Origin of the sequence: Kocuria sp. CPCC 205231, from assembly GCF_040980965.1 — a bacterium.
GTDB classification, from domain to species: Bacteria; Actinomycetota; Actinomycetes; order Actinomycetales; family Micrococcaceae; genus Kocuria; species Kocuria rosea.
In genome coordinates this window covers 90,522-104,404 of the sequence record NZ_JAVKPP010000002.1, presented here as the reverse complement: position 1 = coordinate 104,404, position 13,883 = coordinate 90,522, and the positions used below count along the sequence as shown (strand labels likewise).

Sequence of the window (13,883 nt, the reverse complement as noted above, 5' to 3'; positions counted from 1 at the left end):
CTACGCTGTCAGGACGTCCGACCCACTCCCTGGAGGCTTCGATGCAGAAGACCGGTGCAGCACTCGCCACGGCGGCCGTCCTGACGGTGACCGCGTGCGGGGGAGGGGAGTCCGGCGGCGGAGCGGCCGGGGACGGCGAGCTGACCAGGGTCGGCGTGGGCGTCATCGCGAGCACCGACGTGGCACCCCTCTACCTCGGGATCGAGCAGGGCTTCTTCGAGGAGGAGGGCCTGGAGCTCGACATCACCCAGGCCCAGGGCGGTGCGGCCATCGTCCCGTCCGTGGTCAGCGGGGAGATGGACTTCGGCTTCAGCAACGTGACGTCGCTGATCGTCGCCCGGTCCCAGGGGCTGCCGCTGCAGATCATCGCCAACGCCAACAACTCCACCGGGGTCCAGGGCGAGGACTTCGCCGACGTCCTGGTGCGCGAGGACAGCGACATCCAGGACGCCGCGGACCTGCAGGGCAGGACCGTCGGGGTGAACACCCTGAACAACATCAGCGACACCACCATCCGCGCGGCCATCGAGGCGCAGGGCGGGGACCCCGGGGACGTCGAGTTCGTCGAGGTCCCGCTCCCCGACATGCCGGCGGCCCTGGAGCGGGGCGAGGTGGACGCGATCGGCTCGATCGAGCCGTTCCGGACCATCGCCATGCAGGACGGGGCGCGCTCGGCGGTCTCCAACTACGCGTTCCCGATCGAGGACCTGACGGTGGCCGTGTACTTCACCACCGAGGACGTGCTGGCCCAGGAGCCCGAGACCGTCGAGGCGTTCCGGGCCGCCATCGAGAAGTCGCTGCAGTTCGCGCAGGACAACCCCGACGAGGTCCGGGCCGTGCTGCCCAGCTACACGCAGCTCGACGAGGAGCTGATCGACCAGCTCGTCCTGCCCGCCTACCCCACCGAGGTGAACCGGCAGTCCGTGCAGGAGCTCGCGGACCTCGCCGTCCAGCACGGACTCATCGAGGAGGCCCCGCCCCTCGAGGAGCTGCTCCCCGAGTGAGCCCCCGGGGAGGTCCGGGCACCCCGGGGACGGAGCCCGGTCAGGAGAGGCGGGCCAGCACCTGGTCGGCGGTCACCGCGTCCCCCGGTCCCACCGCGAGCTCCCGGACCGTGCCGGCCCGCGGCGCGGACACCCGGGTCTCGGTCTTCATGGCCTCCAGTACGGCGACGTCCTGGCCCGCCTCGACGTCGTCCTGCTCGGCCACCAGCCACGAGACGAGCGTGCCCGCGAAGGGCGCGGTGACGGCGCCGTCGTCGGCGGGCTGCGCCCCCGCGGGGGCGGCCTCCGACGCCGCGGGGGCGGAGCCCAGGGCCGCGGCGAGGGCGTCGGGGATCCCGATGCTCACGCGCCGCCCGTCCACGTCCACCGTGAAGCGGGTGCGGCCCGGCTCGTCCGCGCGGGCGTACTCGGCGTCCGGGGCGAGCCGGCCGGCGAACTCGTCCTCGATCCACGTGGTCCACACCCCGAGCCCCTCGCCCCCGGCGAAGGCGGGGGCGTCCAGCACGGCGCGGTGGAACGGGACCGTGGTGGCCACGCCGTGCACCCGCAGCTCGCGCAGGGCGGTGCGGGCTCGCACGAGCGCCTGCTCGCGGGTGGGCGCGCTGACCACGAGCTTGAGCAGCAGCGAGTCGAAGGTCGTGGCCACCCGGGTGCCGCGGTGCACCCCGGAGTCCACGCGCACACCCGGGCCGGTCGGGGTGTCGACGGCCTCGACCGTGCCCCCGGAGGGCAGGAAGCCGCGGCCGGGGTCCTCGGCGTTGATCCGGAACTCGAACGCGTGCCCGCGCGGGACCGGGGTCTCGAGCACGGGCAGCGGGTCCCCGGCGGCCACGGTCAGCTGGGCGCGGACCAGGTCCACGCCGTAGACCTCCTCGGTGATCGGGTGCTCCACCTGCAGCCGGGTGTTGACCTCCAGGAAGGAGATCAGCCCGTCCGGGGCCACGAGGAACTCGGCGGTGCCCACCCCCACGTACCCGGCCTCCCGGAAGATGCCCTCGGCGGCGGCCGCGATCCGCTCGCGCTGGTCGTCCGAGAGGAACGGCGCGGGGGCCTCCTCGACGAGCTTCTGGTGGCGGCGCTGCAGGGAGCAGTCCCGGGTCCCGAGCACGACGACGTGGCCGTGGGAGTCGGCCACGACCTGCGCCTCCACGTGCCGCGGGCGGTCCAGGAAGCGCTCCACGAAGCACTCGCCGCGGCCGAACGCGCTCTGCGCCTCGCGGGCGGCCGAGCGGAAGGCGTCCTCGACCTCGTCGAGCTCCCGGACCACGCGCATGCCGCGGCCCCCGCCGCCGTGGGCGGCCTTCACGATCACCGGCAGGCCGTGCTCCTGCGCGAAGGCCCGGGCGTCCTCCGGCGACTCGACCGGGCCGTCGCTGCCCGGCACGAGCGGGGCGCCCGCGCGCCGGGCGATCTCGCGGGCGGCGACCTTGTCCCCCAGCAGCACGATCGTCTCGGGGGAGGGGCCGATCCAGGTGAGGCCGGCCTCGATCACCGCCCGGGCGAACCCGGCGTTCTCGGAGAGGAACCCGTAGCCCGGGTGCACGGCGTCGGCGCCGCACCGGCGCGCGATCGCGAGCACCTCGTCCCCGTCCAGGTAGGTCTCGGCGGCCGAGGTGCCCTCCAGGGCGTACGCCTCGTCGGCCAGGAGGACGTGCGGGGCGTCGGCGTCGGGGTCGGCGTAGACGGCCACGGACTCGAGGCCGGCCTCGGCGCAGGCGTGGATGACGCGGACGGCGATCTCCCCGCGGTTGGCGATCAGGATCTTGCGCACGGTGCTACTCCCGGGAGGTGTCGGTGGACATGTCGGTGGACGTGCTGGTGGCGGTGCTGTCGGGTTCGGCCTGCGCGGTGGCGGGCCCGGGGTCCTCCGCGGGCGGCGGGCCGAGATCGGGCGCCGGCAGCCGGACGAAGCGCAGGCGCCCGCCGGGGCGCAGCTGGGCGAGCACGGCGAGGTCCTCCGGGTGCACCACCCCGAGCACGGGGTAGCCGCCGGTGGTGGGCGCGTCCTGCAGCAGGACGACCGGCAGGCCCGCGGGCGGGACCTGGACGCAGCCGGGCACGGTCCCCTCGCTGGGCAGCTCGTCCGTGCGCACCCGCTCCAGCGGCTCGCCGGAGAGCCGGGCGCCCACGCGGTCGGAGGACGCGGTCAGCTCCCACTCCTGCGCGAAGAAGGAGGCCACGGCGGCGGGGGTGAACCAGTCGTCGCGGGGGCCCGGGACCACGCGGACCGCGGGCACCGCGGCCGGGGCGGGCGCCGGCTCGGGAGGCCGGACGGCGGTGCCCGGCTCCGGTCCGACCGGCAGGGCGTCGCCGGCGGCCAGGGGGGCCGGGCCCAGCCCCGCGAGCGTGTCCGCGGAGCGGCTGCCCAGCACCGGCGGGACCGTGATCCCGCCGCGGACGCCCACGTAGACCCGCGCCCCGGCCGTCACGGTGCCGACGGCCAGCCGTTCGCCGTCGCGCAGGGCGAAGGGGGTGCCGGGCGGGGGCCGCCACGGGGCCGGGCCCGTGACCGTCAGCGCCGCCCGCGCGCCGGTGACCGCCAGGACGTGCTCCCCGTGGGCGGTCAGCTCGAGCCCGCCGAGCAGGTGCTCCAGCACCGCCGCCCCCGGACCGTTGCCCACGAGCCGGTTGGCCGATCCGGCGGCGGCGGCGTCGAGCGCGCCCGAGGGGGACACGCCCAGCGCGGCGGAGCCCGCCCGGCCGCCGTCCTGGACGAGGGTCTGCAGCCCGGGGGCGCCGACCGTCAGGTGGGGCCCCCGCACCGGGGCGGTCCGGGCTGCGGTCGCGGCGACCTCCACGAGCTCGCGCACGGGCCGGTAGCGCACCCGGTCCCCGGGGCGCAGCAGGGCGGGGTCCTCGCGGTCGAGGTCGAACATCCGGGCCGCGGAGCGGCCGATGAGCTGCCAGCCGCCGGGGGAGCTGCGGGGATAGACGGCGGAGAACCGGCCGGCCAGGGCCACCGAGCCGGCGGGGACGGCGGTGCGCGGCGTGCCCCGGCGCGGGACGTCGGGACCGTCCTCGCCCACGCAGTAGAAGAAGCCGGGCGCGAAGCCGGCGAAGGCGGCCGTCCACGCCTGCCCGGTGTGGAACCGGACCACCCCGTCCGCGCCGAGGCCCGTGAGCTCGCCGACCGCCGCCAGGTCCTCGCCGTCGTAGACGACGTCGATGGTCACGGTGCGGGCCCCGCCGGCCCCGGCGCTCCCGCGGGGGACGGCGCGGGCGGCGCGGACGACTCCCCGCAGCGCATCGGTGGTGCTCGCGCGCACCACCACGGTCTCCGCGCCGGCCACGCAGTCCACGAGCCCGGGCAGGTCCGCGGCGGCGAGCCGGGCGTGCACCGCCACGGCGTCGTGCAGGTCGGCGCACTCGACCAGCGCCGCCCGCGGGCCGAGCGGCCGGACCCGGCGGGGCCCCGCGGGGGCCGGCCCGCTCACAGGAAGCTCCCGACCCGCAGACCGGCCTCCTCGAGGGCGCGGCGCACGCGCTCGGCGATGGCCAGCGCCCCGGGGGTGTCCCCGTGCACGCAGATGCTCTGGGCGTCCACCGCCACGAGGGAGCCGTCGACGGCCTCGACCACGCCCTCGACGGCCATCCGCACCACGCGGGCGGCGATCTCGTCGGCGTCGTGCAGGACGGCGCCGGCCTCGGTGCGGGGCACGAGCGTGGCCTGCGGCGTGTAGCCGCGGTCGGCGAAGGCCTCGCGGACCGTGCGCAGCCCGGCCGCCCGCGCCTGGCGCTCGATCTCGGAGCCGGGCAGCACCAGCAGGGGCAGGGCGTCGTCGACGTCGCGCACGGCGTCCACCACCGCTCCTGCGTGCTCCTCGTGGTGGACGATCGCGTTGTACAGGGCGCCGTGCGGCTTGACGTAGCTCACCCCGGTGCCCGAGGCGCGGGCCAGGGCCTGGAGGGCGCCGATCTGGTACACCAGCTGGTCGGTCAGCTCCGCCCGGGGTACGGCGATGAAGCGGCGGCCGAAGCCCTTGAGGTCGTCGTAGGAGACCTGCGCGCCCACGGCCACGCCCTGCTCGGCGGCCACGGTGCAGGTCCGGCGGGCGACCGTCGGGTCCCCCGCGTGGAAGCCGCAGGCCACGTTGGCGCTGGTGACCACGTGCAGGACGGCCTCGTCGCCGGCCATGGCCCAGGCGCTGAGCGACTCGCCGCAGTCCGCGTTGAGGTCGATGTCGGAGGGGGGCATGCTGTGCTCCTTGTCACGTCGGTCCCTCCAGCATGCCCTGTCCCCCAGGATTGTTCAACAATATTTGCCGTCGGGATCGGAATCCGCGCGGACCGGTGGACGCCGGGGCCCGGCCGCCGTAGGTTGGCCCGCACGAGGGCGCAGCGGTGCCGCGGGCAGCGCGGTGGGACCGCGCCGCCCGTCCACCTCCACCGATGGGACAGCACATGAGCGACAGGACCTCCCGCGCCGCGGACGACTCCCCGGGACGCTCCGGCTCCGTCCTGGCCCACCTGAGCGAGTCGACCGTGCTCCTGGACGTCCACGGGGCGGACCGGGACGGCGTGATCCGGCAGCTCGCCGAGCTCGGCGCGCACACCGGGCGGGCGTACGACGCCGACAGCACCGTCGCGGCGGCCCTGGCCCGGGAGGAGGAGGGGTCCACCGGGGTGGGCAACGGCGTGGCCCTGCCGCACGCCAAGTCCGCCGGTGCCGAGCGGCCGATGATCGCGTTCGCCCGCAGCCGGGACGGCGTCGAGTGGAACGCGCTGGACGGCGAACCGGTCCACCTGGTCTTCCTGATCTCCCTCCCGGAGGAGCGCTCCGGGGAGGAGCACCTGGAGCTGCTGGCCGAGCTCTCCGAGGCCCTGGCCGGGGAGTCCTGCCGGCGGGCCCTCCTCGACGCCGGGAGCGCGTCCGAGGTGCTGGCCGCGCTGGAGGAGGCGCTGGGCTGACCGGTCCGGCCGGGCAGGTGCGGGGCCCGGACCGCGGCGCCGAGGTCGAGCGCCCGCGGGCTCAGGCCGACCGGGGCGGCCGGGGTGCGGACGGTGGTCTCCCGCCCGTCGGGCGGCGCCCCGCCGGACCGCGGGCCGGTCTCACCGCTGGGGGTGGGCGCCGGCCGGGGGGCGGGACCAGCCGGCGGTCCGGTCGCGCAGCGTGCGGTAGGCCTCCAGGACCCCGGGCGTCGGCTCCGCCTCGTACTGCCGGGCGCCGGCGAGCGCCCAGGCCGGGGGCTCGTCCTCGCCCGAGAGGGCCCAGGCGGCCTGCCGGGCGGCACCGAGGGCCACGTACTCCGCCGGGGCGGGGACGAGCACGGGACGGCCGAGCACGGCCGGGGCGAGCCGGCGCACCGCCTCGGACTGCGCGCCGCCGCCGATCAGGAGGATCCGCTCCGTAGCGGTGCCGGTGGCCCGCTCGAGCGCGGCCACGCCGTCGGCGAGGGAGCAGAGCAGGCCCTCCACGCAGGCCCGGGCGATGTCCTCCCGGCCGGTGCGCGAGGACATCCCGTGCAGGGTGGCGCGGGCCTCGGGCCGGTCGGGCGTGCGCTCCCCGTCGAGGTAGGGGAGCAGGGTGACGCCGCCGGCCCCGGGACGGCCCGCGAGGGCGAGCTCGGTGAGGCCCGCGTGGTCGACGCCCAGCACGCGGGCCCCGAACTCCAGGATCCGGGCGGCGTTGAGGGTCGTGGCCATGGGCAGGTAGCGGCCGGTGGCGTCGGCGAAGCCGGTCACCAGCCCGCTGGGGTCCGCGGTGCGGGTCTCCGAGACCATGGCCGCGACCCCGGAGGTGCCGATCGACAGGGACACGTCGCCGGGGCCGAGCGTGACGCCCAGCGCGGCGGCCATGTTGTCGCCCGTGCCGGCCGCGAGCACCGCCCCCGCGGCCGTGCGGCCCATGACCGCGTTCGGGGCGGCGGCCACCTGCGGGAGCTCGAGGTCGTGGCCGAGCGCCTGCTCCACGAGGGCGTGGTCCCAGGCGCCGGTGCGCGTGGAGAAGTAGCCGGTCCCGGAGGCGTCGCCGCGGTCGGTGAAGAAGGACGACCGGTCGGCGTCGAGGTGGTGGGACAGGTAGTCGTGGGGCAGCAGCACCCGGTGGGTGCGGGCGGCGTGCTCCGGCTCGTGCTCCGCCATCCAGCGCAGCTTGGTGGACGTCATGGACGCGACCAGCACGCTGCCGAGCTCCTCGGCGCAGGCGGCCGCACCGCCCATCTCCTCGACGAGCCGGCGGGCCTGCGGCGCCGAGCGGGTGTCGTTCCACAGCAGGGCGTCGCGCACCACGGCGTCGTGCTCGTCGAGGGCGACCATCCCGTGCTGCTGGCCCCCGACGGAGACCGCGGCGGCCTCCGCGAGGAAGGGCCCGGCGGCGTCGTCGAGCGCGGCGAGCCAGGCCCGGGGGTCCACCTCGGTCCCGTCCGGGTGGGGGGCGCGGCGCTGCGCGAGGACCTCGCCGGTGCCGGCGTCGACGAGGAGCGCCTTGGTGGACTGGGTGGAGGAGTCGATGCCCAGGACGGTGGTGCGTGCCATGAAGAACCTCGGTGCGGGGTCGGGACGGAGCGGCGAGTGCGCCGCGGGACGGGACGCGCAGTGCCCGGCCCGGCGCAGGGGGGGATGTGCGCCGGACCGGGCCGGGACGGGGCCGGCACCCCGGAGGGGGTGGGTGCCGGCCCCGGGTGTCTCAGCCCCGGGCGCCCATGAGGTGCTCGACGGCGAGCTGGTGCAGGCGCACGAAGTCGTAGTTGCGCTCCGACGGGCCCGTCAGGTCGAGGTCCTCGTAGGCGCTGCGGTCGGCGAGGAACGCCTCGAGGTCCTCGCCCTCGGCGAGGGTCGGCTCGCCGAGCTCGAGGATGCCGGACTGCTCCATGGCCTCCTGGACGTCGGGGTCCTGGCGGAAGGCCACCGCCCGCTCCTTCAGCAGCAGGTACATCCGCATGTTCGCCGCGGCCGAGTCCCAGACGCCGTCGAGGTGCTCGGTGCGGGAGGGCTTGTAGTCGAAGTGCCGGGCCCCCTGGTAGGCGCCCGGCAGGGACGGGAACCCGTTCTCCAGCAGGTCCACCGTGAAGAAGGCGCTGATCAGGTTGCCGTGGCCGAACACCAGGTCCTGGTCGTACATCGGGCCGTTCTGCCCGTTGAGGTCGATGTGGAACAGCTTCTCGCACCACAGCGCCTCGGCGAGGCCGTGCGTGTAGTTCAGCGTGGCCATCTGCTCGTGCCCGGTCTCCGGGTTCACGCCCACGACGTCCCCGTTCTCGAGCCGGTCGATGAACGCGAGGGCGTGCCCGATGGTGGGCAGGAAGATGTTGCCGCGGGGCTCGTTGGGCTTCGGCTCGAGGCCGATGCGCATGTCGTAGCCCTGGGACTTGATGTACCCGGCCACGGTGTCGATGCCCTCGGCGTAGCGGTCCAGGGCGGCGTAGAGGTCCTTGGAGGAGTCGTACTCGGTGCCCTCGCGCCCGCCCCACATCACGAAGGTCGTGGCGCCGAGCTCGGCGGCGAGGTCCACGTTGCGGAGCACCTTGCGCAGGCCGTAGCGCCGGACCCGCCGGTCGTTGGACGTGAACGCGCCGTCCTTGAAGATCGGCTCCGCGAAGGTGTCCGTGGTGACCATCTCGCAGACCATGCCGGTCTCGTCCATGGTCTGCTTCAGCTGCCCGATCAGCTTCTCGCGCTGGGCCTCGGTGGCGTCGAAGGGGATCAGGTCGTTGTCGTGGAAGGTGAAGCCCCAGGCGCCGAGCTCCTTGAGCTTGCGCACGGACTCGAGGGGGTCGAGCTCGGGCCGGGAGGCGGTGCCGAACTGGTCGCGGGCGGCCCAGCCCACGGTCCACAGGCCGAAGGAGAACTTGTCCGCGGGGGACGGGGTGAGTGACGGGGCGAGGGAGGTCGCGGGGGAGGAGGTGGGCATCGGAGGTCCTTTCCCAGTTGGTTAGTTTCCGTTACTTACTATAGGAGCTGGGATACCGTGGGGGAAGACCGCCGGCGGATTTTCTGCCGTCCGGTCGGCCGGGATCCGCGCCGGACCCGGTCCCCTCGGCACCAGAGGAGAGTCGTCCGTGCAGTCGAGCCACCTGCGGGAGCACAACCTCTCCACCGTGCTGCGCGCCGTCGCCGGGGCGGACGCGCCGGTCTCGCGCGCCGCGCTCGCCAAGCTCACCGGGCTCACGAAGCCCACCGTGTCCAAACTGGTGCAGGAGCTGCTCGAGGCGGGCCTGCTCGTCGAGGGCCGGCAGACGGCCGCGCGGGTGTCCGGGCGGCCGACGATCCCCCTGACCGTGGCCCGGGGGACCGTGCTGGGCGTGGGCCTGGAGATCGCCGCCGACCACCTCGCGTGCCTCGTCACGGATCTCGGCGGTCGCGTCCTGCACGAGGAGTCCCGCTTCGGGGCCTTCGCGGGGGCGTCCGTGGACGAGGTCGCCTCCGTGCTGGCCGGTCTGCTGGACACCGCCCTGGCGCCCCGCCGGGACGTGCCCGTGGCCGGGATCTGCGTCTCGGTCCCCGGCCGGCTCTCCACGGACCGCGCCACCGTGCTCTCCGCCCCCAACCTCGCCTGGCAGGACGTCCCGCTGGTCGAGCGGCTCCGGGAGCACCCGGCGTTCCGGGGCCCGGCGCTCACCGCCGGCAACGACAGCATGCTCGCCGCGCGCACCGAGGTCCTGCGCCGGCCCGGCGCGTCCTTCCTCTTCCTGCACGGCCAGACCGGCATCGGCGGCGCCGTGGTCCTGGAGGGGCGCATCCACCGCGGCGAGCACGGCTGGGCGGGGGAACTGGGCCACGTCACGATCACCCCCGGCGGGGAGCTGTGCCGGTGCGGGCGGCGCGGCTGCCTCGAGGCCTACGCCAGCTACCACGCGCTGCGGGGCCGGACCGGCCTGCCGGAGGACGTCCGGATCGAGGACCTCGTGGCGGCCACGGCGGAGCGGCTGCAGAGCCGGGAGGCGGTCATGGAGATGATCGGGCGGCCCCTCGGCGTGGTGCTCGCGAACTCGATGAACGTCCTGGACCTGTCGACGGTCGTGCTCTCCGGGTACTTCGCCCCGATCGCCCCGGAGCTGGAGCCCGTGCTGCGCGAGGTCCTGGAGGCGCACGCGCTCACGGCGGAGGTGGGGCCCGTCGAGATCCAGCGCTCCGCCGCGGAGGCCCATCCCGCCCTGACCGGCGCGGCCGCCACGGCCCTCGAGGCCATTTACGACTCGCCGGCCCGCTGGATCGACCGGCGCTGACCCGCTCCCGTCCGGGGACGACGACGGGGCCCGCTCGCACGAGCGGGCCCCGTCGCGCTCCGGCCGGGGCCGGGCGATCGGCTCAGCGGAACGCGGGGTGGTGCTCCCACTTCGCGTCGCCGCCGGGCTGCGAGCGGACCAGGGCCTCCTGGAGGGCGTCGTAGGCCGGCTTGCGCTCGTAGTCGCCCTCCATGGTCAGGGCGTCCCCGTAGCCGGGGAAGGTGTTCGGCACCCAGGAGTGCTCGTCGAGCACGCCCCACACGGTGAAGGAGTTGCAGTCCTCCACGGCCAGGCACGCCTCGAGGGCCGTGCGGTACCAGTCGGCCTGCTTCCGGCGCAGCTCGTCGGTCATCCGGTCGTCGCCGTCGACCGGTCCGCGGACGTCGATCTCGGTGACGGCCGTCTCCAGCCCCAGGTCGTCGAAGCGCTGGAGGTTCTGCTGCATGCGCCCGTCGAAGCCGTACTGGAGGCCGAGGTGGGTCTGCATCCCGAAGCCGTGGACCGGCACGCCCTGCGCGAGCAGGTCCTGGATCAGCGCGTAGTAGGCGTCGGACTTCGCGTTGATGCCCTCCACGTTGTAGTCGTTGAAGAACAGCTGGGCGTTCGGGTCGGCCTCGTGGGCCCAGCGGAAGATGTCGGCGATGATCTCCGGGCCCAGCTCCCGCAGCCAGATGTTCTCCTGCAGGCGCAGGTTCCCGCTGTCGTCGAAGATCTCGTTGGCGACCTCCCACTGCTGGATGCGGCCCTCGTAGTGGCCGACCACCGTGTGGATGTGCTCCTTGAGGATGGCGCGCAGCTCGTCGGGGGTGTAGTCGCCTTCCTCGAGCCAGTCGGGGTTCTGGCTGTGCCAGAACAGGGTGTGGCCGCGCACGACCTGCCCGTTGGCCTCGGCGAAGTCGACGATGTCGTCCGCGGGGCCGAACTCGTAGACCCCCTCCTCGGGGTGGATGAACTCCCACTTCATCTGGTTCTCGGGGGTCAGGGAGCTGAACTCCCGCGCCAGGACGGAGCGGTACTCGGGGTCGGAGGGGAAGGGCTCCGGGTAGTCGGCGCTGGTGTGGTGGCCTCCGCCGGCCACGGCGCTGCCGATGCGGAAGTCCTTCGGGGTGTTCCAGCGCAGGGTGTCCTGCTTCGCCTGGCCGGGGGGCCGGGTCTCCGGGGCGGCGCTCGCGGCCTGGGGGACCGCGGTGAGGCACAGGGCGGCGACGGCGGTGGCCGCTCCGGCGCGGAGGAGGGGGGCTCGTCTGCTCATGTCGGGGCTTCCTTCATCGGGGGGTGGGGGATTCGCGGGGACGGGTGGGACGGGGCGCGGGCCGCACGGCGGCCCGCGCCCCGGGCTCAGGAGGCGTCGGCGGACGCGGCGAGCGCGCGGTCGGCGACGCGGACCTCGACGGGGGTCGTGAGGACGCGGTCGGCGTCCTCCACGTCCCGGACCGTGCCGGTGACCGTGAACCGGCCCTCGAGGGGCAGGTCCTCGCTGGAGGTGCCGGCGCGCAGGACGAACTCGCCCGGCTCCACGATCAGGCGCACGGCCCGGCCCGTGAACGAGGTGCGGTCGGCGTGGACGGAGAAGACCACGCGGGCGCTCTGCCCGGCCTCCAGCGCGATCTTGGCGAAGCCGACGAGCATCTTCAGCGGCCGGACGACCTGGGCGACGGGGTCGCTCAGGTACAGCTGGACGACCTCCTGGCCGGCCCGGCCGGAGGTGTTGGTCACGGTGACCGCGGCCTCCACGGTGCCGTCGGTGCCGATCTCGGCCGCGGACAGCTCGAGCGCGTCGTAGGAGAAGCTCGAGTAGCCGATGCCGTGGCCGAACGGGTACAGCGGCCGGGGGTCCAGGTTGGAGACGCCCTCCGAGTACCCGCCCAGGGCGGGGGTCAGGTAGGTGCCGGGCTGCCCGCCCACGTGCCGGGGGATCCCCACGGGCAGCCGCCCGGAGGGGTTCACCCGCCCGGAGAGCACTCCGGCGACGGCGTGCCCGCCCTCCTCGCCCGGCATGAAGGCCTGCACCACGGCCGCGCAGCGGTCGTCGAACGCGCCGAGGCTGTAGGGGCGGCCCGTCACGAGCACGAGGACCACCGGGGTGCCCGTGGCGAGCACGGCCTCGACGAGCTCGGTTTGCCGGCCGGGCAGGGACAGGTCCACGACGTCGCAGCCCTCGCCGGAGGTGCCCGTGCCGAAGAGCCCGGCGAGGTCGCCCACGGTGACGACCGCGAGGTCGGCCTCCTCGGCCGCGGCCACGGCCTCGGCGACGCCGCTGGTGTCGGGGTCGGTGAAGTCGACGCCGCGGGCGTGCCGGAAGGTGGTCCCCCCGTCCGCGAACTCCTCGGCGAGGGCGTCGACGATCGAGGTGATCTCGATGCCGGTGCCGGACTCCCCGAAGCGGGACAGGACGTGGTTGGTGAAGCTGTAGCAGCCGAGGAACGCGCGGGGCTGCCCGGCGCTGGGGCCGATGACCGCGACCTTCCGGGCGGTGTCGAGGGCCAGCGGCAGGAGGCCCTCGTTCTTGAGCAGGACGACGGACTCCTCGGCCATGCGCCGGGCGAGCCGGCGGTTCGCCGGGGAGTCGAGGTCGACGGCCCCGCCCGCGGTGCCGGGGTCGAAGCCCGGATCCAGCAGGCCCAGCTCGACCTTCTGCGTCAGCACCCGCCGCACCGCGCGGTCGAGCAGGGACTCGTCGAGCGCGCCGTCGCGCACGGCGCCGGCGAGGTCCGCGAAGCAGCCGGTCTCGGGCAGCTCCACGTCCATCCCGGCCGCGAGCGACTGGACGCCGGCGTCGCGGGGGTCCGCGGCGACGTGGTGCATGGACTCCAGGAAGCTCACGGCCCAGTAGTCGGAGACGACCGTGCCCTCGAAGCCCCAGGTCTCCCGCAGGAGGGTGGTGAGCAGCTCGGGGTCGGCGACGGGCGGGACGCCGTCGACGTCCGCGTAGGAGTTCATCACCGCGCCGGCCTGCCCGAGCTTGACGGCCATCTCGAAGGGCACGAGGACGACGTCGCGGAACTCGCGCGGTCCGATCGAGACGGGGGCGTGGTTGCGCCCGGCGCGGGAGGTGGAGTAGCCCGCGAAGTGCTTCAGGGTGGCGATCACGCCGGCCTCCTGCAGCCCCCGGACGTACTCGGTGGTCAGGGTGCCCACGAGGTAGGGGTCCTCGCCGACGGTCTCCTCGACGCGGCCCCAGCGGTAGTCGCGGACGACGTCGAGCACGGGGGAGAGGCCGAGGTGGACGCCCACGCCCTTCATGTCGGCGCCGATGTGCCGGGCCATGGTGCGGACCAGCTCGGGGTCGAAGGCGGCGCCCCAGGCGATCGCGGCCGGGTAGCAGGTGGCCCCCAGGGTGGTGAACCCGGTGAGGCACTCCTCGTGGGCGATGGCCGGGATCCCGAGCCGGGAGGTCTCCACGACCTGGCGCTGCAGGGTGCGCAGGTGCTCCACCCCGTCCGCGGCCGAGATCGGCGCGCTGCCGAAGGCCCGGGTGATGTGGCCGAGACCGTGCGCGATCGCGGCCTCGAAGGTCGAGCGGTCGTCGGCGAAGGCGGACTCCATGGGGGCCGCGCCGCCCGTGGCCTCCTCCGGGTCGGGGCGCAGCCAGTAGCTGCCGAGCTGACCGGCCTTCTCCTCGAGGCTCAGCTCCTGCAGCAGGGCGTCGACGCGTTCGGCGACGGGGCGGGCGGGGTCTTTCCAGGGTGCTGTCATGGGGGTGTTCTTTCTGCTC

General features: G+C 75.1%; 10 protein-coding genes. 3 read left to right on the top strand and 7 right to left on the bottom strand.

Annotated features, from left to right (window positions below; translation table 11 throughout):
- The first annotated feature begins 41 nt into the window (after positions 1–41).
- Entirely contained in the window at positions 42–1,004 is a 963-nt protein-coding gene (locus RF640_RS02155; protein ID WP_017833158.1) for an ABC transporter substrate-binding protein, read from the top strand.
- A gap of 40 nt (positions 1,005–1,044) precedes the next feature.
- Here the strand turns inward: RF640_RS02155 and RF640_RS02150 are convergent, their stop codons facing one another.
- Genes RF640_RS02150 through RF640_RS02140 form a run of 3 tightly spaced genes read right to left on the bottom strand, consistent with a single transcriptional unit; the run spans position 1,045 to position 5,199 of the window.
- A complete protein-coding gene (locus RF640_RS02150) occupies positions 1,045–2,775 on the bottom strand; it encodes a biotin carboxylase N-terminal domain-containing protein (RefSeq protein WP_109221404.1) in 1,731 nt (576 codons plus the stop codon).
- Positions 2,776–2,779: 4 nt separating this feature from the next.
- A complete protein-coding gene (locus tag RF640_RS02145) occupies positions 2,780–4,438 on the bottom strand; it encodes a 5-oxoprolinase/urea amidolyase family protein (RefSeq protein ID WP_109221403.1) in 1,659 nt (552 codons plus the stop codon).
- Complete coding sequence (locus RF640_RS02140) at positions 4,435–5,199, bottom strand: LamB/YcsF family protein (protein ID WP_035923428.1); 765 nt, start codon at positions 5,197–5,199, stop codon at positions 4,435–4,437. Before RF640_RS02140 ends, RF640_RS02145 begins: the two co-directional genes overlap by 4 nt.
- 206 nt (positions 5,200–5,405) lie before the next feature.
- Between RF640_RS02140 and RF640_RS02135 the strand changes: the two genes are divergently transcribed.
- Entirely contained in the window at positions 5,406–5,912 is a 507-nt protein-coding gene (locus tag RF640_RS02135) for a PTS sugar transporter subunit IIA (protein ID WP_081994040.1), read from the top strand.
- A 141-nt stretch (positions 5,913–6,053) separates the two neighbouring features.
- On the opposite strand, the gene xylB is transcribed toward RF640_RS02135, so the two are convergent.
- A complete protein-coding gene (gene xylB / locus RF640_RS02130; protein ID WP_109221402.1) occupies positions 6,054–7,478 on the bottom strand; it encodes a xylulokinase in 1,425 nt (474 codons plus the stop codon).
- 151 nt (positions 7,479–7,629) lie between these two features.
- Positions 7,630–8,853 carry a xylose isomerase gene (xylA, locus tag RF640_RS02125; RefSeq protein WP_368826386.1) on the bottom strand — a complete coding sequence of 408 codons (1,224 nt, stop codon included), beginning with the start codon at positions 8,851–8,853 and terminating at the stop codon, positions 7,630–7,632.
- Between the two features lie 148 nt (positions 8,854–9,001).
- Here xylA and RF640_RS02120 point away from each other — a divergent pair, with 148 nt between their 5' ends.
- On the top strand, positions 9,002–10,168 hold the full coding sequence (locus tag RF640_RS02120) for an ROK family transcriptional regulator (protein WP_109221401.1): 1,167 nt from the start codon (positions 9,002–9,004) through the stop codon (positions 10,166–10,168).
- A gap of 82 nt (positions 10,169–10,250) precedes the next feature.
- Here RF640_RS02120 and RF640_RS02115 read toward each other — a convergent pair whose 3' ends face one another.
- Both RF640_RS02115 and RF640_RS02110 read right to left on the bottom strand, forming a co-directional pair.
- On the bottom strand, positions 10,251–11,420 hold the full coding sequence (locus tag RF640_RS02115) for an endo-1,4-beta-xylanase (RefSeq protein ID WP_017833166.1): 1,170 nt from the start codon (positions 11,418–11,420) through the stop codon (positions 10,251–10,253).
- An 86-nt stretch (positions 11,421–11,506) separates the two neighbouring features.
- The gene (locus RF640_RS02110; RefSeq protein ID WP_368826383.1) at positions 11,507–13,864 is read right to left on the bottom strand and encodes a glycoside hydrolase family 3 N-terminal domain-containing protein; all 2,358 of its coding nucleotides are present in this window, start codon (positions 13,862–13,864) and stop codon (positions 11,507–11,509) included.
- Between the last annotated feature and the right edge of the window lie 19 nt (positions 13,865–13,883).